Here is a 17,413-nt window from a genome sequence, read left to right on the forward strand (position 1 = left end):
CGGAATTTTGCTATTCGGCGGTGGAAATCCTTTCAACTTTCGATCAAAGGTCCCTTCCCTGTCCGTTACGACCAGATCGATATCAGCGCACTTCTCATTTTAAAGCTGCGGTAGATGTGTTCGACGGGCTTTTTTGACGACATATTATTAGGAAAGTTTTGTTGATAGTAATTCATTATTTTCAACATTTATAACTCAATCAAATTGATCTATCTTTGCCTTAACGAAACGCCGCACCTTGCGGCCCTGATTGATGAGGACAAAATTATGATCGACCTTTCTTCCAATATCCTGAGCTTTGCTGGCGCTGGCTCTGTAACCGCGATCGCCCTTGCAGCCCTGCTGCTGCGTGTCTCCCTGGGTGGCCTCTTCCTGGCTCACGCCTATCTGAAATACTTCATCTTCACGCCCAAAGGTGCCGCCGGGTTCTTTGCTTCCCTTGGTGTGCCGGGTTGGTTTGCCTATTTGACCATCGCAGCCGAAACCCTTGGCGGCATTGCCCTGATCGTGGGCTTCCAGACGAGCCTTGTCGCACTTCTGCTCATTCCGACCCTTTTGGGGGCCACCATTCTGGCGCATGCCAAAAACGGCTTTTGGTTTACGAATGAAAATGGCGGTTGGGAATATCCTGCCTTCTGGACCATCGCGCTGTTTGTTCAGGTTCTTCTGGGAAGCGGAGCATTGGCTCTGACCGCCTGAACCGGTCTTTGACCGTCCCTTTCGCGTTCCCCTCAAGGCGCGTCGATCATACGGCCCCAGTGCTTGACTGTGCTGGGGCTGTATCTGTTTGTCCGCACCTCAAAGCTGTTCCGCTCTTGCCTTTTTGAAATAAGTCTCATTATATTCAAGCAGATTGCAGGAACCAGTCGCCCGTTTGGCCGAGCCTTTTTAAAAGGCATGCGAAAAGGGCTAAAAGAGGCTACTGGCTGTTGTTTTGCCCTCTCAATCGGCGTACACGCCCTCCCCAGCCTCCAATTGCGTGAATGCTGCCGCATCGCATTCCTTTTGATCAAAGCGGACAAGTTAAAGGCCTATTTCATTGAAACTGATTGCAAAATGGACCCTTTTGGTCATCCTTTCCTTCGGGCTCGCTGCCAGCCTAGAGTGGCTCGGGCTGCCCGCCGGGCTTCTTTTGGGGCCAATGATCATTGCCATACTTTTCGCGGTGAACGGGCATGCGCTCAAAAGCTCACGTCCGCTCTTTATTTTTGCTCAGGGGATCGTTGGTGTCATGATCGCCAGCAATCTGCCGCTCACCGTCTTTAGCGAAATCTATATGGACTGGTCGGCTTTTCTGTTCGGCACCATGGCGACCTTCATTGCCTCCTCCCTGCTGGGCTGGTCTCTGGCTCGCTCGGGTCTTCTGCCGGGAACCACTGCGATTTGGGGCTCTTCACCGGGTGGGGCCACGCTGATGACATTGATGTGCGAATCCTATGGCGCTGACATGCGGCTGGTCGCCTTCATGCAATATATGCGCGTGCTGGGCTGTGTCGCCTCGGCCTCCCTTGTTGCGATGTATCTGGGTGTGCCATCGTCGATGCACTCCGCCTTCGAGTTTCCCGAGCTGGCAAGCTGGATGACCGCCGTCCCTGCAATCATTGTTGCCTATGTCGCTTCGGCTCTCGGGGTCAGGTTCAACTTTCCCGGAGGCGGCATTCTGCTGCCCATGGTCGTGGGGATCATCATCAAATTCTTCCTGCCGATCTCTCTTACGCTCCCTTTGCCCGTGCTTGCCCTTAGCTACTCAATCATCGGATGGGGTATCGGTTTTCGCTTTTCAACGGAAACCCTACAGCATGCCGCGCGGGCTTTTCCCAGAGTGCTTGGCTCGGTGATCCTGCTGATCTTCATTTGTGCGGGTGTTGGCGCCATTCTTACGGTCGCAACCGGGATAGACCTGCTCACCGCCCTGTTGGCTACAAGTCCGGGAGGGCTTGACGCCATCGCGATCATTGCCACGTCCACCGATGTCAATGTGCCATTTGTATTGGCAATGCAAACCAGCCGTTATCTGGTGGTTGCCTTTGCGGCGCCGGTGCTGGCAAGATCCTTGTCAGCCAGAAGCAATATGGCCTGACGATCCTGCCCAATTGGGTTCACCAATCAGGCATTTTGGATCTGTTCGGGGGCAAAAGGCTCCAGCAAGCCGTGATAGGGTTTTGCTACAGGCGGGGCATAGACACCGCCTTTTGACGTTGCAAGCCCAAGGGTCGTCAGAGCTTCGGCCTGCTTGACGGCGGCAGCAACCCCATCGATGACTGGCAACCCAAACTCGGCCTGAAGGCTTGCGGCCAGTTCGGCCATGCCTGCGCATCCCAGAATGATCGCTTCGGCCCGATCCTCAAGGATCGAGGTGGCAATCTCGCTGCGCAATCTGTCTCGGGCATTTGAATTGGGGTCTTCCAGCGAGAGTACGGGAATGTCTGCGGCGCGCACCTTGCAGCGCTCTGCATGACCGTAACGGCGCACAAGATCCTCAATGGGAATGCGGGAGCGTTCCATGGTCGTGATGATGGAATAGCGTTGGGCAATGAAGGAGGCGAGCGCAAGAGCAGACTGACAGATACCCAGAACAGGTATGCCCGCCATGGCCCGCGCGGCATCCAGACCGGTATCGTCAAAACAGGCGATAATGGCCGCCTCGGCCCCCTGCCCTTCGGCTCTGGACAGTTGCTGCAACAGCCCCGGCACGGCAAGCGCTTCATCATAATAACCCTCGATCGAAACCGGCCCCATTTCAGATGTCTGTGGCGTAATTTCAGTGCCAACCGCTGCCACACCGCGGGCGGCTGACGCTATTGTTTCGGTCATGGAGCGGGTTGTGTTGGGGTTGATAACGCTCAGTTTCATATGGCCTCCGTCATTTCCGTCTGGAGCGACGGTTCATGTAGAAAATGAAGCCGAGCGTCGAGGCGATGATCAGCAGCGAGAATAGGGTTGTCACAGTTCCAAGGGCATAAAGCACCGGCGTGGTCACGTTTGTGGTCATGCCAAAAATTTCCAGGGGAAGCGTGTTGTAGGTGCCCGACGTCATCAAGGTGCGAGCGAATTCGTCATAGGAGAGCGTGAAGCCGAACAGGCCGACGCCGATCAGGCTGGGCGCGATCATCGGCAGCAGCACATGGACGAAACTTTGCCATGGTGTGGCACCAAGATCCCGCGCGGCTTCTTCATATTCGGGAGAGAAGCGGTTGAAAACGGCAAACATGATCAACACACCGAAGGGCAACGTCCATGTAAGATGCGCACCAAACCCCGAGCTATACCAGGCAGGCTGGAAACCGAACTGCTGGAACAACACCCCGATACCGAGCGAGATGATGATGGAAGGAACCACCAGACTGGCAATGGCCAGATAGAATAGCGCCGTCGCACCGCGGAACTTGCGCCGGAAGGCAAGCCCCGCCAACAGGGAGACGACAACGGTAACCACCATCACCATCAGCCCGAGCGTGAAGGAACGCGCAAAGGAGCCACCGAAATCCCCCACAGCCTGTGTTTCGAACAGATTGAAGAACCAGTGCAGCGACACACCGTTAAGCGGAAAGGTCAGGCCGCCATTCGGCCCCTGAAAAGACAGGATGAACACTGCCGACAGGGGACCATAGAGGAACAAGACGAACAGACAGAAGAATGCCAGAAGGATATAGAATTCACGACCGCGTTTTTCGCTAACCATCTCAGAGCTCCTTGCGAATGTCGACGATGCGCAGGATACCTGCGACCATGATCAGCACCAGCGTCAAGAGAATGACGGCATTGGCGGCGGCGGCGGGATATTGCAGCAGGGACATCTCGTTTTTCATCATCAAGGCTACCGAGGCGCTCTGGCCACCGGACATCACCTGCACCGTGATGAAATCGGCCATGACAAGGGTAACGACAAAAATCGTACCGATGGCCATGCCGGGTTTTGCCAACGGAATGATGACATTGGTCAGAATTTGCCAGCCCGACGCGCCAGCGTCTCGGGCCGCTTCTACCAAGGAGCGATCAATGCGCATCATGGTATTGAAGATCGGAACCACCATGAACAGGCTGTAGAGGTGAACCATGGCCAGAACAACCGCGAAATCGGAATAAAGCAGCCACTCGATGGGGGCCGGTCTCAGGCCGAGATCAACGAGTGCCGTGTTAATCAGCCCATTGCGTCCCAGAACCGGTATCCATGAAATCATGCGTATGATGTTGGACGTGAGAAATGGCACCGTGCAGATCAGAAACAACACGGTCTGTATCGTAGCTGTCTTTACATGGAAAGCCAGAAAATAGGCCACCCAGAAACCAATGACCAGAGTGACTGCCCAGACCATCGCGGCATATCTGAGGGTGTTGAGATATGTCTTCCAGGTCACCCAGGAGCCAAGCGTTTCGCCATAGTTGAAGGTGACAAAATCGGGATACATGCGAGCAAAGTCATAATCCCAGAAGCTCACCACCGCGATCATGATGATCGGTAACAGGAGAAAGGCGCCCAGAATGAGCGCCAGGGGAAGCGCCTGCAGATAGGCAGACAGTGATGCGATCGAAAACGATCGAACCGGAGAAATGGCTTTTGGTGCGTTGGCTTCAGCGTCACTCATCTTTGCCTGCTTCCTGTTGCTGCTTCAAGATATCTATTCAACCTCCCCCCGGTGCGAAACCGGGAAGAGGCCTATTGGGCCGTTGAGGGATTTTCGGCCGGCAATTCCGCTTATCAGGATGCGATAAACTCATTCCAGCGACGCACCATGTAGCGATCTTCATCCATCACGGAGTTCCAGCAGGCAACACTGCCCATGCGTTCTTCGAATGAACCGCCATCGCGCACAGCACCGGCTTTTTCCATGATCTTGCCCTCTGGCGAGAGGATGTCTTTCTGGGCTGGCTTGCCTTCAATCCAGTAGCCCCATTCGTCATCAGACATGAATTTCTTGGCCGTCTCCATACAGGCGGAATAATAGCCCTGACGGTTGAGATAGCCGCCGACCCAGCCGGATGTGTACCAGTTGATATATTCATAGGCAGCATCAAGCTCGGCACCGGAGAGGTGTGCGGCAAGCCCCAGACCACCACCCCATGAGCGGTACCCTTCCTTGAGTGGTTGATAGACGCACGGAATGCCCTTGGACCGAACAGCGGCAACCGCTGGTGACCACATGGACTGGATGACCACTTCGCCGGACGCCATCAGGTTGACGGATTCATCGAAGGACTTCCAGAAGGCGCGGAACTGACCATCCTGCTTCACCTTGATCATGAAATCGATAGTCTTGTCGATTTCTTCCTTGGTCATGTTGCCCTTGTCGGCATAGGTGATTTCGCCGGCTGCTTCCATGATCATGGCAGCATCCATGATGCCGATGGATGGAATATTCAGAATAGAGGTCTTACCCTTGAAGGCCGGATCGAGAATGTCGGCCCAGGTGGTGATGTCGCGACCGACCAGATCCGGGCGAATGCCCAGCGTGTCGGCGTTATAGATGGTGGGAACCATCGTGAACCATTCGGTCTCGCCGCTTGCGAAAGTCTTGGAATCGGGGCCTTCCACGAAGCCGACCGTGTGAGGCGCGGTGCCCTGTGCGATTTCGCTGTCCGGGGTCAATTTACCGGTTTTGAAAAGCGGTACGATCTGATCATAGTAGGTAAGCTTGTTGGTATCCATCGGCTGGATCACACCCGCCGGGAAGACTTTCTTCAAAATCCAGTATTCGATATCGGCGATATCATAGGAATTGGGCTGGGTCACTGCTCGTTGGGCGGCAGAATCGGAATCCAGAGCCGTCATTTCCAGCGTAATACCGAGATCTTCCTTACATTTCTGGGCGATGGCGTTGATGTTGGACACGCCGGTGCCGATCTGGCGCAGGGTGATCGGATTTTGCGCCCAGATGGTTGGGAAGCCGGTGATGGCACCCGAACCGATGGCAGCACCAGCAGCCGCGGCTCCGGTTTTAAGAAGGCTTCGACGGCTGATGCCGGATGGTTTTTTGCTTTTCTCAGACATGATGTTCTCCCGTATAGATCCCTGTGAGGTGATTGTTTTCGTGATTGCTATGGTGATTATTTAGATGCTTTGACTTCGCCGAGGACGACTGTCTCTGTTTCCGCCCACGAAAGATGAACCGCATCGCCGGTCTTGACCGGTTTTGCGAAATAGTCTGCGTCCCTGAGGACGATGGTGAAGGTCTCGATTCCGGCGCCTTGCACCGAAAGTTTGACCATTGCGCCAAGGTCTTCGACATTGGTCACAAAGCCGGAAAATCCGAAGCCGGGTGTTTCTTCATCCGCCAATCGAACATGGTCGGTCCGGATGGCGATGGATGCTGTTTCCTGGGATGCGTCCTGCGCGCCGAGACCGATGAAATGACTTCCGCCTGCGGTTTCGATGGTGATGCGATCGCCGTCACGGTTGATGAGACGACCGGTGATCACATTGTGATTGCCCATGAAGCGCGCCACGAAGGGCGTGGCCGGTTTCTCAAAAATCTCACGAGGCGAAGCCGCCTGTTCGATCCGCCCGTCATTCATCACCACAATCAGGTCCGCCAGCGCCATTGCTTCTTCCTGGGAATGGGTCACATGAACGAAGGTCATGCCAAGGGAGGCCTGCAGGCTTTTCAACTCGGCGCGCATCTGGATCTTGAGGAAGGGGTCAAGCGCGGAAAGAGGCTCATCAAGCAACAGGGCCTGAGGCTTCGTTATCAGGGCACGGGCAAGCGCGACGCGCTGTTGCTGGCCACCGGATAGCTGCGCCGGTCTGCGATCTGCATAGGCTTCCAGCTGCATGCGTTCGAGCATCTCGCGGGCTTCGGCCCGGCGTTTTTCCTTCTCGACGCCCTTCATCTTGAGGCTAAAGGCGACGTTGTCAACCAGATCGAGATGGGGAAACAGCGCATAGGACTGGAACATCATCGCCGTGCCGCGCTTTGCCGGAGGCAGGTCGTTTACGACCTTGTTGGCGAACACTACGTCGCCATCGCTGATGGCTTCATGCCCTGCGATCATGCGCAAGGTGGTCGACTTGCCACAGCCGGAGGGGCCCAGCAGACAAGAATAGGATCCCGCCGCAATCTTGAGACTGATCCGGTCCACTGCAGCGGTCGTGCCATAATATTTTGTCACAGACGCCAGTTCGATTTCAGCAGCACTTGTCATGGTCACTCCTCGTTAAGCACACAACAAGGAAGAGCAAATGCCGTGCCAAACTGCCTTTTCTGGCTAACAAGTCGGAATCATAAGGCTTTTTCCTCATGGCCGATTTTCTGCCTGCATTTTTGACTGCCTATGCATATAACGCATGCATAAATATTACTCATTTGAATGCACAAATAACAGGCTATTGTATTCAATCAAATGTGTTATTGTATACAATGTTATTGGTTGGCTATTTGGCAAAGAGATGGTATCGCCATGTCAGGCCTTTTAACCCGCCACGGCCATGCCTTTAAAGGCACCAGCAGACTTTTCAGAATTGAACGAGATCATGAAGACGCCCAGACAGACAGACAGCGATGCCAGCCATGAGGACCGCGCCAAAGCCATTCGGGACACGTTGCGCGATGCCATCGTCGACAGACGGCTTTCTCCCGGGGCCAAGCTTTCCGAAGCAGAAGTGGGCTCCCTTTATAGTGTGAGCCGAACGATTGCCCGCTCAGCCCTTCAGATGCTCGCATTCGAGGGGCTTGTAACCAGCGAACGCAACAAGGGGGCCTTTGTGTCCAACCCTTCCCCGGAGGAAGCGCGCCAGATCTTCACATCGCGCCGTCTGATCGAGACCGGCATTCTGCAATCGGCCGCCGAGAATATGTCTGCGGAGGATTTTGCCGCCTTTCGCGAACAGTTGAAGAAAGAGGCGCTCCTGAAGGAAGATCACGGAGCCAAAGCCCGACGCGAGGAAATCAAGGTGTCGGGCGATTTCCACCTGATGCTTGCCGAAGTAGCGGGCAATGCCATTCTCAAGAAATTCATGGAAGAGCTAATCGGACGCTCCTCCCTCGTCATCGCGCTTTATGGCAAGACCGGTACATCCAGCTGTGGCAGCGATGATCATTTCGGCATTCTGGAAGCGCTGGAAGCTGGCAATCTCGATCAGGCAACCAAGATGATGTTGCACCATATCAACCATATCGAGGCAGATCTCGACCTGCGCCCGCAATCTTCCCTGTCTCTAAAGGATGCGCTTCAGCTCTAGTCCTCCCTTGCTCTCCTTTTTCCTGTGGTTGCACTACGGGCATGAGCTCACAGCGCCAGTGGGCTTCAATCAAATCGCTCCCTATTCTCCTGCATAGTGTGGAGTGCGCCGCTCAATCCACGCATCCAGTCCTTCCAGCACATCCTTTGTGGTGCACATTCGCGCAAATTGCTCCCGTTCTATCTGCAGCCCTTCATCAATCGCTGCGTTTAGCCCTCTGGTAACCGCTGCAATGATGCGTGATGCGGCGAGCGGAGAATGACGCAAGATCCGGTTTGCAAGATCAAACGCGGTAGGGAGAAGCGCTTCATGCGAAACAACCTTGTTCACGAGCCCTAACGCCAAGGCCTGATCAGGGGTGAAAGCGTCGCCAGTCAGCAACAGTTCAAGCGCCCGTTTGCGTCCGGCGAGACGGGGCAAACGCTGCGTGCCCCCGAACGTGGGAGGGATGCCGATGTTGATTTCAGGCTTGGCAAAAAGCGCCTGTGCGGATGCGACTGCAAGATGAGCCGCTTCCGTGATTTCGCAGCCCCCACCAAAGGCAATGCCATTGACCGCCACGATCACAGGTTTTGGAAAGGCCTCCAGACGGGCCGTCATGGCCTGACCTCGGCGGCAAAATTCGCGTACCGCTTCCTCGACACCGGACCGGATGCTTTGGGTGAATTCATGGATATCCCCTCCAGCGGAAAAGGCCCGCTCACCAGCTCCGGTCAGGATAACCGCACCGATAGAGCTATCCGCTTCTATTTGATCCAGAAGAACCATCAGACGGTCATTTGTCGCATAATTAAGCGCATTCAGTTTTTCAGGGCGATTGAGCGTAAGCAGGGCAACGGCGTCTCTTTGCTCAAAGAGTATGGTGGGTTCGGCTTGCATGATGTCTCTCCTCTCGATGTTGACAGACAGGCTAACGGAGGACATTCTTCAGGCAAACTCACTAGTCAGTATACATGCGTATTTCCAGAGAGAGGTCGACCGGATGCCTTCCCCTGCAAAACCTGCCCGTGAACGCATAATCGATGCTGCAAACCGTCTTTTCTATCAGGAAGGTATTCGTGCCGTCAGCGTTGATGCTGTCGCGGAAAAGGCTGGCACCACCAAGAAAACACTCTACTACCATTTCAAGAGCAAGGATGACCTGATCACGGCCTATCTCACGTCGCGTGATCAGCCCAATCTTGCGCTTTACGAGGCGTGGTACAAGGCAGCAAGCGGAGAAGCCGGCGACAAGGTGGAGGCGATTTTCCTCCAGCTTGCCCAATCAGCCCGACATCCGAAATGGAGGGGATGCGGTTTCCTGCGCACGGCAGCCGAGTTGGCAAATCTTCCCGGTCATCCGGCTATGAAGGTGGGAGCGGCCCACAAGAAAAAGTTCGAAGTCTGGCTGGCCGGCCAACTTGCTGACGCACAGACGCCTGCGCCAGCAGCGATCGCACGTCAGATTGTCCTTTTGCTCGAAGGGGCCTTTTCCATCATGCTGATCCACAAAGATCCGGCCTATATCGAGGAAGCTGGCCGGGCTGCGCGCGCCCTCGTCATGGCTGCACGCGCCTGAAGTCTGGGATATCACCTGTCTTGAAATCACATGGTGATTTTTGCCTTGACCTTCCCCCTAGGGGAAACTTTATAAGGAAAGTGAACAGACCGGGATTTGCCCGGACCGCGAATTTAACACTGAAGCGAACCTCTTGATATGTATCGCCAAATGCAAAGCATCCTTGCTGCTGTGCTCTTGCTGGTCGGGCTTTTTGCCGGAGCAGGACAAACAGCTGCGTTTGAGCATTTGCAGCCGGTTTCCTGCAGTGAAGCCGCCGTTGAGCTTGGCGCCGTGGTGGCCCAGATTCCCGGATGTGGAAAGGGTATGCTGCATCAATCATGCGCTTCAGATGGTGTCTGTTCCTTCCTGCTTTTAAAAAATGCAATCAGCGTTCTGGACCCCGTTGCGCCCATAATCCCCTATCCGGTTGCGTTCTCTGGGCTTTACGGTTCGCGCACACCGCCAGATACTCCTCCTCCGATTGTCTTGTATTGATACCGCCTTGCCGAGCTTTGGCTGACGCTACAGGTGCGTTCACCGAAAGGCTCCGTGCAGGCACTTCTTCTCAAATAGCGGTTGCTCCTTATGGCGACCGATAGAAACCGGTTGCTGTCTTCTGCCCAAAACAGACGCATTCCAGCCGGCTAGTTCAAGACAACGCATTTAACGGAGATGATCCATGCGTAATTTTCTGTTCGCTTCTGCGGCTGCTGCCGCTCTTACCGTCAGCACGAGCATGGCCTTTGCCAACCCTGCCCATCACACGGGTGATCCAGCACCAGCCCAAGGCTCCATGATGTCAGAGGGCATGATGTCTGGTGCCATGACGTCTGGCGGAATGATGGGAAGAGGCATGATGATGCATCCCGACATGATGATCGTCATGCTTGACACAGACGGAGACGGATCTCTGTCTCTGGAAGAGTTCCAGAGCATGCATGAACGCATGTTTACCTATATGGACAAGAACAAGGACGGCAAACTCGAAGCCTCGGAATTGGCAAACCATCATGGTGATGGAATGCCCATGTCTAGCGATGCCAACTGAAAGGCAAGAGAGAAGGAACGAACATCATGTTGAAACTGAACGGTAAAGCATCGCTCTCAACGATTGCCGGGCTTGGCGTTGCTGCCTTTCTTGTAAGCGCTCCGGTTGCCATGAGTGCACAACCCGAGATCCCTGCTGGTGCGGGCATTTCTTCCTGGGTGGAAAATGGCGCTGGTGGACGGTATCTGCTGCAAGTGCAGAAAGGTGCCATGCCTCAAGCCGGGAAATCAGTCGTCGGCACTGTGCTAAGCGACAGCGATTGTGCTCCTGATGAAGAGGGCATCAACCATTGCCGCAACGAAATCCAGCTGTCTAACGGCAGTATCCTGACCGGAATCGATAATCACCGCATGAGTGTCAATCCATGCCTCAGCCCGGATGACAGGGTGACCGTTTCCAAGTTCAGCGATGGCTGGGCTCTCATTCTGACAGAAGAAGCGCAGGCATCGAATTAAGCCTTAGCTTCCATAGGAAAAAGAGAGGTCGCTGTGACTATGCGGCCTCTTGTTTGCAATGGCTGGCGTGAGTGCTGCCTTTGTGATCTCCCTTTCTTTGAATCCACGATTTTGCAGGCTGGCCGACCCTAGAGCCGCCCGCGACAGGTGAATGTAATGACTGCGAATGCCCGTAACACAGTATCCCGATCTCTTCTGACACGCCTGATGCCCAAAACGGGCCATGGATGGATGATGGCCATCTGCTGCACGCTGATGGTCGCCTCGGCGGCATCGATATTCATGGAATCCGGTCATGATCCATCCTCAAGCAATCGCCTGCTTACCTTGTTGCCCATTATCGGGTGCCTCGTGATGCATTTTGTCATGCACCGCTTCATGGGCGATCACTGCGACCACGCCAAGACACAAACATCCGACCAGAGCAAATCGGGGCATTGATCCCACACGCTCAAACCATTCCTTGACAGCATAGTTGGAACCTTTCATCCGCCCCGCCATAGAAATATTAAAGCCATGTTCAAAAAAGGGAATGATCGATAAGGGGAAACGAACGGGACAGCACCTACGAAGAGGCATCCATATCGCTCAGCGGGGCAGTTGCCATGGGAACCGGCGTCATGATCGGCGCAGGTATTTTCGCCCTCACCGGTCAGATCGCAGAACTGGCCGGACCCCTCTTCCCCTTGGCTTTCATTGCAGGGGCCATCATTACGGGATTAAGTGCGCACTCCTATGTAAAGATGTCCAACACTTGGCCCTCCTCGGGCGGCATCGCGATGATCCTGAGCAAATGCTATGGACCGGGAGCCATCACGGGTGGGGCTGCCCTGCTGATGGCGCTCAGTATGGTTATTGCCGAGAGCCTCGTTACCCGAACCGTCGCGACTTATCTGCTTCAACCATCTGATATTACGAGCGGCCCACTCGTGCCTGTTCTGGCGGTTGGGGGCATCCTGTTTGCATTTCTCGTCAATATAGCTGGCAACCGCTCGATCGGCATGTTCTCCATTGCCATGGCGGTTTTGAAAATTGGCGGCATCGCCCTGTTTGGTATCGCAGCTCTTTGGTCGAGCGGATTTTCCTTTTCAGAAGCGCTGCAGGGAAACAAGGATTTCGGCTATACAGGCCTGATTGCCTCTGTGGCGCTCGCGATTTTGTCCTTCAAGGGCTTTACAACCATCACCAATAGCGGCGCAGAAATCACAAAGCCGCATCGCAATGTCGGCCGGGCCATCGCCATTGCCATCATGCTTTGTGTAGCGATTTATCTGCTTGTTGCCTTCGGTGTCGGATCAAGCCTTTCAATTGACGAAATCATCAGAGCCCGAGACTATTCTCTCGCCAAGGCGGCCCAACCGGCGCTTGGTCAGATCGGCTTCATGCTGACAGTCGTCCTCGCCGTCGTTGCCACCGCGTCAGCCGTTCTTGCCAGTGTCTTTGCAGTGTCTTTGCAGTGTCCCGTATGCTTGCGATGCTCACCGAAATGAAACTGATCCCGCATGGCCATTTCGGAATGCCCAGCCCGATCCAGAAGCATACCCTCGTCTATACTGTGGTCATCGCTGCCATATTGGCTGTCTTTTTCGATCTGAGCCGGATCGCTTCGCTGGGCGTGTATTTCTATCTCATCATGGAAATGATCATCCACTGGGGCGTGTTCCGCTATCGCCGTGAGGAGACAGGCGCCAATCCAGCAATCCTGATATCTGCTCTGGTGGCGGACGCGGTGGTTCTGATTGCATTTATCGCGATGAAACTTCAGTCAGATCCGATCATTGTGGCCACAGGCATTGGCAGTGCGGTCCTCTTGATGGGGCTTGAGCGCATCTATCTGCACACATGGTTTGCAGAGCTTGAGGATGCCCATTAGGCTCTTGTGGCCCCTTGGCCGGTCGTCAGGCACAGATGGTTTACAGGGTGGCCCCTTTTAAAAGGCCACCCTCCCTATCCCACTCAGAAGCGGGTAACCACCGTAGCTCCGATTGATTGGAAGCTGTCCATGGTTGTGAGCGCCTCGGGTGCTTCGGCAAGGCTGATCTCCTTTCCGACCAGACGAGCCGGATCGAGCTTGCCTGATTGAACCATGGCCAGCATCGCATCATAGCGATGGGCCTGCATGCCGTGAGAGCCCAGAATCTCCAGCTCCTGACCAATGATCTTGGCCATAGGAACCGAAGGGGTGGCATGATCTGCCAGCATCAGGCCAACTTGCACATGCTTGCCGCGCCGCCGCAAATTCTGGATCGAGTTGAAGCATGTCACCGGATTTCCCAGCGCATCAAGGGAGACATGAACACCCCCCTTTGAAATATCCATGACCGCCTCGGTGACATCAGCCACCGAAGTGCTGTTGATGGCGGCAACGGCTCCCATCTCTTTTGCCAAAGCCAGCTTTTTGTCATCGATATCGACCGCAATGACATTGGCGCCTACGGCGTTGGCGATCATTACGGCAGACAGGCCCACCCCGCCGCAACCATGCACGGCGAGCCACTGGCCTGCCGATGTTTTGCCCTGATCCACGACTGCGCGGAAGGATGTGGCAAAGCGGCAGCCAAGGCTGGCTGCAGTGGCAAAGCTCATGTCTTCGGGCAGAGCGATGACATTGAGGTCGGCCTGATGAATGGCGACATATTCGGCAAAGGAGCCCCAATGGGTAAAGCCGGGCTGCTCCTGATGGCTGCAGACCTGCTGGTTGCCGGAGTGACAGTCCGGACAGGCACCACAACCGCAAATGAAGGGCACCGTCACCCGATCACCAATCTTCCAGTTGCGCACATCCTTGCCAACGGCGGCGACAACGCCAGCCAATTCATGTCCGGGCACATGGGGCAGCTCGATATCCGGATCATGCCCCATCCAGCCATGCCAATCGCTGCGGCAGACGCCGGTTGCTTCCACCTTGGTGACAATGCCATGAGGCTCCGGGGTCGGGTCGGTCAGGGTCACGATTTTCGGGGTTTCACAAAATTGCTCATACAGCACAGCTTTCATCGCCGAACATCCTCTGCAGTAAAGTATCTTTCTGTCACTTTACGCATTTTTTGCGCAAGAGCCTTGCCATTCTTGTTTTCTCCCGCGAATATCAGAGCAGAATCCTCCACAAAAACCAACATTAGTAAAAGAGTCTGCTCATGATCGATATGGACAAGGTGAATGTAGAAATTCTCGAACAGCTTCAGAGCGACGGGCGTCTATCCAACGCCAAACTCGCAGAGCATCTGCACATGAGCGAAACACCCTGCTGGCGGCGCCTTAAAAAGCTGGAAGAGAGCGGTGTGATAGAGAGTTATCAGGCCAATCTCAATCGCCGGAAAATCGGGCTTGGTGTCATGGCCTTTGTCCAACTGCGCTGTTCGGATCACAGTCAAGACGCAACACGCGAGTTCCAGCGCATCATCGAGGATAGCCCGAATATCCTCTCCTGCCACAACACAACGGGAGATGACGATTTTCTGCTGGTTATTGTTGCCAGGGATCTGGACGACTATAGCGCCTTTGTCGACAGCGTCTTGCGCAAGCTACCCGGTGTAGCGAGCATACGCTCCAACCTGTCTTTGCGAGAGATGAAGGCGTCAAGCAGACTCCCTATCCTGCTGTGATCGGAAAAGGTGAGGACTCGATTGCGCGGCAAGAACGAAAAATGGCTGCCTCTTCGCCTGAAATGGTGCAAAAGCAGGCTCAGCAGAAGCTTGGTAAATTAATCATAAAATTCAATTCAGTTTGTAGGAGCCTCGGAAAAAGGGTAAATATACTTATAATTTGAAAGTCCCAGTCATATTTCAGTCTGTATTTTTTAAAGGCCGTCCCATGAGCAAGATGCAATATCGACCAGAAATCGACGGCATCCGGGCCATAGCTGTTCTGTCCGTTGTCGTCTTCCATTCAGGCCTAGGGTTTCTGAAAGGGGGCTTTCTGGGCGTCGATCTCTTTTTTGTCATCAGTGGCTTCCTCATCACGCGAATCCTGATCAGTGATCTGGAGAGCGGCAATTTCAGCATCATCACCTTTTATGAGAGGCGCATCCGGCGCATTCTGCCTGCCCTGTTTGTCACGCTTGCACTCAGCTTTATGGCTGCGTGGTATTTGATGAGCCCGATCCATATGGAAGGCTTTTCCCGCAGCCTCGTTGCAGTGGCAACATTTTGTTCCAACATCCTGTTTTGGCAGGAATCCGGCTACTTCGATACGGCAGCCGAACTTCGCCCCCTGCTGCATACATGGAGCCTCGCGGTTGAAGAGCAATTCTACATTTTCTTCCCGCTCTTCCTGATGATCGCATGGCGCTTTGGCAAAAAGGCCACTTTGTTATTGCTGGCTCTGGCCTTTGTCGCCAGCCTCTGCATCGCTCACTGGGGCGTCATGAACAAGCCTGTCGCCGCCTTCTACCTGATGCCGACGCGCGCCTGGGAACTGTTGGTTGGCGTCTTTGCCGCCTTTATGGCGCTGCATATGGAGAAAAGGCAGATTACTCAGCCCCTTCTGATGCGCAATCTGTTGAGCGGTATCGGGCTCGCGGCTGTTGTCGGCTCCATCCTGTTTTTTGATCCACAAACAGCCATTCCGAGTTTCCCAGCTCTGGTGCCGACGGTTGGTACCGCTCTTCTCATTCTCTTTGCAACCAGAGGAACACTGGTCAATCGCCTTTTGCGCATCCGGATACTGGTCGGCATTGGCCTGATCAGCTACAGCGCCTATCTGTTTCACCAGCCTCTACTGGCTTTTGCCCGCTATCGCAGTCTGCATGAGCTGAGCAGCACGGTGTCTGTTTTTCTGTGCGTCTCGACCTTTATCTGGGCCTATCTTAGCTGGCGCTATATCGAGCAGCCATTTCGAAACCGCAAGGTTGTTGTTCGCAGAGCCGTCTTTCCGCTGGGCGCGGCCACGACCGCCATGCTCATCGTCTCGGGCGTCTGGAACATTCGCAATGACGGAGTCAACGCGAACAATGACACAACGATCGCATCAGCCAGTATTTATGACGCCTGCCACTTTCACCATCAGGCGACCAATCTAAGCATGGACTATTGCCGGGCGTCTTTGGACTTCAACAAATACTATGTGCTGGTTGGCGACAGCCACGCCATGGCCTTCTTTGTGGAACTCAAAAAGACCCTCGCGCAAGAGGGATATGGCCTGATTGCCTTTACAAAAAACACTCTCTACCCGATTGCGGGCACCTATCGGGAAGGCATGCCGGATAGTGAAAGCCGTATGGCCTTTCTTGATAGCGCCTATGACTTCGCCACGCATGATCCGCATGTTGAGGGGGTCTATGTGGCCGCGCGATGGGCTTCTCACATTGAGGGGGGCGCGTTCAAGCGGCCCGACGGTCTGATGGATGATCATCCCTTCTCCCATACCCGCATTGCCGGAGCATCCAAAACAGATCTCACATCACAACCTGACCTGCTGACCTATTCAGCGAAATTCCTCGCCAAAGTGGCCAACTACCGGCCCGTGACCCTGTTTGGCCCTGTGCCGGAAGTCGGGGTTGATGTGCCAAGAGCGCTATTACTCGACCGATCCGTGCTGAATTATCCCGTCTCCTGGTATGATGACAGGGAAAAAAATGCGCTTGAATTGCTGCGCATGGCACGCAAGGAGAGCCCGAATATCTCGATTGTCGATGTGCGGAACGTCTTTTGTCGAAATGACGCTGGCGTTTGTATTCAGGAACAGAATGGCCATTCGCTTTATGTTGATGATGACCATGTGAGCCTTACCGGGGCCAAACTCGTCATGTCCGAGATCTCCAAACAACTGAACAAAGAGCAGACGCTGTCTCAAGCGGAGCCCGATCAAACCATAACGGTGGGTGCCAAAGCTCAGGGTAGCTAAGCCAGACAAATTGGGCATATCCTGCGTCGTTTGTGTCAATGCACCTTTGTAATTATTTTACAAAGGTGCAGGCATTTGCTTTTCATATATTTTCCGAAAATTCCGCGCAATTGAGAACAATCCACAACCGTTCTTAAAATTATCGAACAACATGTTCCTTCATTTTTCAAAAAATGGATATTTCTCTCCAACAGAGGGAAAATACGAAGCTTTGGTGCATCATTTCTTCTTTCCTGCGTTCGAGGAGGGGGACTGGCTCTGGAAATGCTTCATGAGCAGGAATATATATGCTAATATAACACTCAATAAAGGAATGCACATTTCTTAACTCCTGCCAAGATAGGAACAGA

Annotated in this window: 19 protein-coding genes; 12 read left to right on the forward strand and 7 right to left on the reverse strand. The window is 54.2% G+C overall.

Annotated elements, in window-relative coordinates; genetic code table 11:
• The first annotated feature begins 267 nt into the window (after positions 1 to 267).
• Together ACKPCT_RS14900 and ACKPCT_RS14905 are read left to right on the forward strand one after the other, a co-directional pair.
• Positions 268 to 699 carry a DoxX family protein gene (locus ACKPCT_RS14900; RefSeq protein ID WP_090070381.1) on the forward strand — a complete coding sequence of 144 codons (432 nt, stop codon included), beginning with the start codon at positions 268 to 270 and terminating at the stop codon, positions 697 to 699.
• A gap of 340 nt (positions 700 to 1,039) precedes the next feature.
• Positions 1,040 to 2,080 carry an AbrB family transcriptional regulator gene (locus tag ACKPCT_RS14905; RefSeq protein WP_319567295.1) on the forward strand — a complete coding sequence of 347 codons (1,041 nt, stop codon included), beginning with the start codon at positions 1,040 to 1,042 and terminating at the stop codon, positions 2,078 to 2,080.
• Positions 2,081 to 2,106: 26 nt separating this feature from the next.
• Here ACKPCT_RS14905 and ACKPCT_RS14910 read toward each other — a convergent pair whose 3' ends face one another.
• From ACKPCT_RS14910 to ACKPCT_RS14930, 5 genes are all read right to left on the reverse strand, one after another.
• On the reverse strand, positions 2,107 to 2,853 hold the full coding sequence (locus tag ACKPCT_RS14910) for an aspartate/glutamate racemase family protein (RefSeq protein ID WP_319567296.1): 747 nt from the start codon (positions 2,851 to 2,853) through the stop codon (positions 2,107 to 2,109).
• Between the two features lie 10 nt (positions 2,854 to 2,863).
• Positions 2,864 to 3,682 (reverse strand): ABC transporter permease, encoded by an 819-nt coding sequence (locus ACKPCT_RS14915; protein WP_090069634.1) that lies wholly within the window; start codon positions 3,680 to 3,682, stop codon positions 2,864 to 2,866.
• Between the two features lies 1 nt (position 3,683).
• The gene (locus ACKPCT_RS14920; RefSeq protein ID WP_319567297.1) at positions 3,684 to 4,586 is read right to left on the reverse strand and encodes an ABC transporter permease; all 903 of its coding nucleotides are present in this window, start codon (positions 4,584 to 4,586) and stop codon (positions 3,684 to 3,686) included.
• Positions 4,587 to 4,699: 113 nt separating this feature from the next.
• Positions 4,700 to 5,989 (reverse strand): ABC transporter substrate-binding protein, encoded by a 1,290-nt coding sequence (locus ACKPCT_RS14925; RefSeq protein WP_090069630.1) that lies wholly within the window; start codon positions 5,987 to 5,989, stop codon positions 4,700 to 4,702.
• A gap of 56 nt (positions 5,990 to 6,045) precedes the next feature.
• Entirely contained in the window at positions 6,046 to 7,140 is a 1,095-nt protein-coding gene (locus tag ACKPCT_RS14930) for an ABC transporter ATP-binding protein (RefSeq protein ID WP_319567298.1), read from the reverse strand.
• A 328-nt stretch (positions 7,141 to 7,468) separates the two neighbouring features.
• Here ACKPCT_RS14930 and ACKPCT_RS14935 point away from each other — a divergent pair, with 328 nt between their 5' ends.
• Positions 7,469 to 8,176 carry a GntR family transcriptional regulator gene (locus ACKPCT_RS14935; protein ID WP_090069626.1) on the forward strand — a complete coding sequence of 236 codons (708 nt, stop codon included), beginning with the start codon at positions 7,469 to 7,471 and terminating at the stop codon, positions 8,174 to 8,176.
• A gap of 81 nt (positions 8,177 to 8,257) precedes the next feature.
• On the opposite strand, the gene ACKPCT_RS14940 is transcribed toward ACKPCT_RS14935, so the two are convergent.
• Positions 8,258 to 9,055 (reverse strand): crotonase/enoyl-CoA hydratase family protein, encoded by a 798-nt coding sequence (locus ACKPCT_RS14940; protein ID WP_090070379.1) that lies wholly within the window; start codon positions 9,053 to 9,055, stop codon positions 8,258 to 8,260.
• Between the two features lie 103 nt (positions 9,056 to 9,158).
• Here ACKPCT_RS14940 and ACKPCT_RS14945 point away from each other — a divergent pair, with 103 nt between their 5' ends.
• The 7 genes from ACKPCT_RS14945 to ACKPCT_RS14975 all read left to right on the forward strand — a co-directional run bounded on the left by ACKPCT_RS14945 (position 9,159) and on the right by ACKPCT_RS14975 (position 13,092).
• Positions 9,159 to 9,734 carry a TetR/AcrR family transcriptional regulator gene (locus ACKPCT_RS14945; RefSeq protein ID WP_090069624.1) on the forward strand — a complete coding sequence of 192 codons (576 nt, stop codon included), beginning with the start codon at positions 9,159 to 9,161 and terminating at the stop codon, positions 9,732 to 9,734.
• Between the two features lie 150 nt (positions 9,735 to 9,884).
• Positions 9,885 to 10,211, forward strand: a complete 327-nt coding sequence (locus tag ACKPCT_RS14950) for a hypothetical protein (RefSeq protein ID WP_319567299.1) — start codon at positions 9,885 to 9,887, stop codon at positions 10,209 to 10,211.
• A 184-nt stretch (positions 10,212 to 10,395) separates the two neighbouring features.
• Complete coding sequence (locus tag ACKPCT_RS14955) at positions 10,396 to 10,764, forward strand: hypothetical protein (RefSeq protein ID WP_090069620.1); 369 nt, start codon at positions 10,396 to 10,398, stop codon at positions 10,762 to 10,764.
• Between the two features lie 26 nt (positions 10,765 to 10,790).
• Complete coding sequence (locus tag ACKPCT_RS14960) at positions 10,791 to 11,219, forward strand: hypothetical protein (RefSeq protein WP_090069618.1); 429 nt, start codon at positions 10,791 to 10,793, stop codon at positions 11,217 to 11,219.
• Between the two features lie 156 nt (positions 11,220 to 11,375).
• Entirely contained in the window at positions 11,376 to 11,660 is a 285-nt protein-coding gene (locus ACKPCT_RS14965; protein WP_090069616.1) for a hypothetical protein, read from the forward strand.
• Positions 11,661 to 11,824: 164 nt separating this feature from the next.
• Positions 11,825 to 12,709: an APC family permease gene (locus ACKPCT_RS14970; RefSeq protein ID WP_324292346.1), complete on the forward strand. Its 885-nt coding sequence runs from the start codon at positions 11,825 to 11,827 to the stop codon at positions 12,707 to 12,709.
• Positions 12,685 to 13,092 carry a hypothetical protein gene (locus tag ACKPCT_RS14975; protein ID WP_324292347.1) on the forward strand — a complete coding sequence of 136 codons (408 nt, stop codon included), beginning with the start codon at positions 12,685 to 12,687 and terminating at the stop codon, positions 13,090 to 13,092. Before ACKPCT_RS14970 ends, ACKPCT_RS14975 begins: the two co-directional genes overlap by 25 nt.
• 83 nt (positions 13,093 to 13,175) lie before the next feature.
• Here ACKPCT_RS14975 and ACKPCT_RS14980 read toward each other — a convergent pair whose 3' ends face one another.
• Positions 13,176 to 14,216, reverse strand: a complete 1,041-nt coding sequence (locus ACKPCT_RS14980; RefSeq protein WP_319567300.1) for a zinc-dependent alcohol dehydrogenase family protein — start codon at positions 14,214 to 14,216, stop codon at positions 13,176 to 13,178.
• 140 nt (positions 14,217 to 14,356) lie between these two features.
• Here ACKPCT_RS14980 and ACKPCT_RS14985 point away from each other — a divergent pair, with 140 nt between their 5' ends.
• A complete protein-coding gene (locus ACKPCT_RS14985; protein ID WP_090069609.1) occupies positions 14,357 to 14,824 on the forward strand; it encodes an Lrp/AsnC family transcriptional regulator in 468 nt (155 codons plus the stop codon).
• A 208-nt stretch (positions 14,825 to 15,032) separates the two neighbouring features.
• Positions 15,033 to 17,063 (forward strand): acyltransferase family protein, encoded by a 2,031-nt coding sequence (locus tag ACKPCT_RS14990; RefSeq protein ID WP_319567301.1) that lies wholly within the window; start codon positions 15,033 to 15,035, stop codon positions 17,061 to 17,063.
• Positions 17,064 to 17,413: the final 350 nt, after the last annotated feature.

The sequence above is a fragment of the Cohaesibacter marisflavi genome (assembly GCF_963665895.2).
Taxonomy (GTDB): Bacteria; Pseudomonadota; Alphaproteobacteria; order Rhizobiales; family Cohaesibacteraceae; genus Cohaesibacter; species Cohaesibacter marisflavi.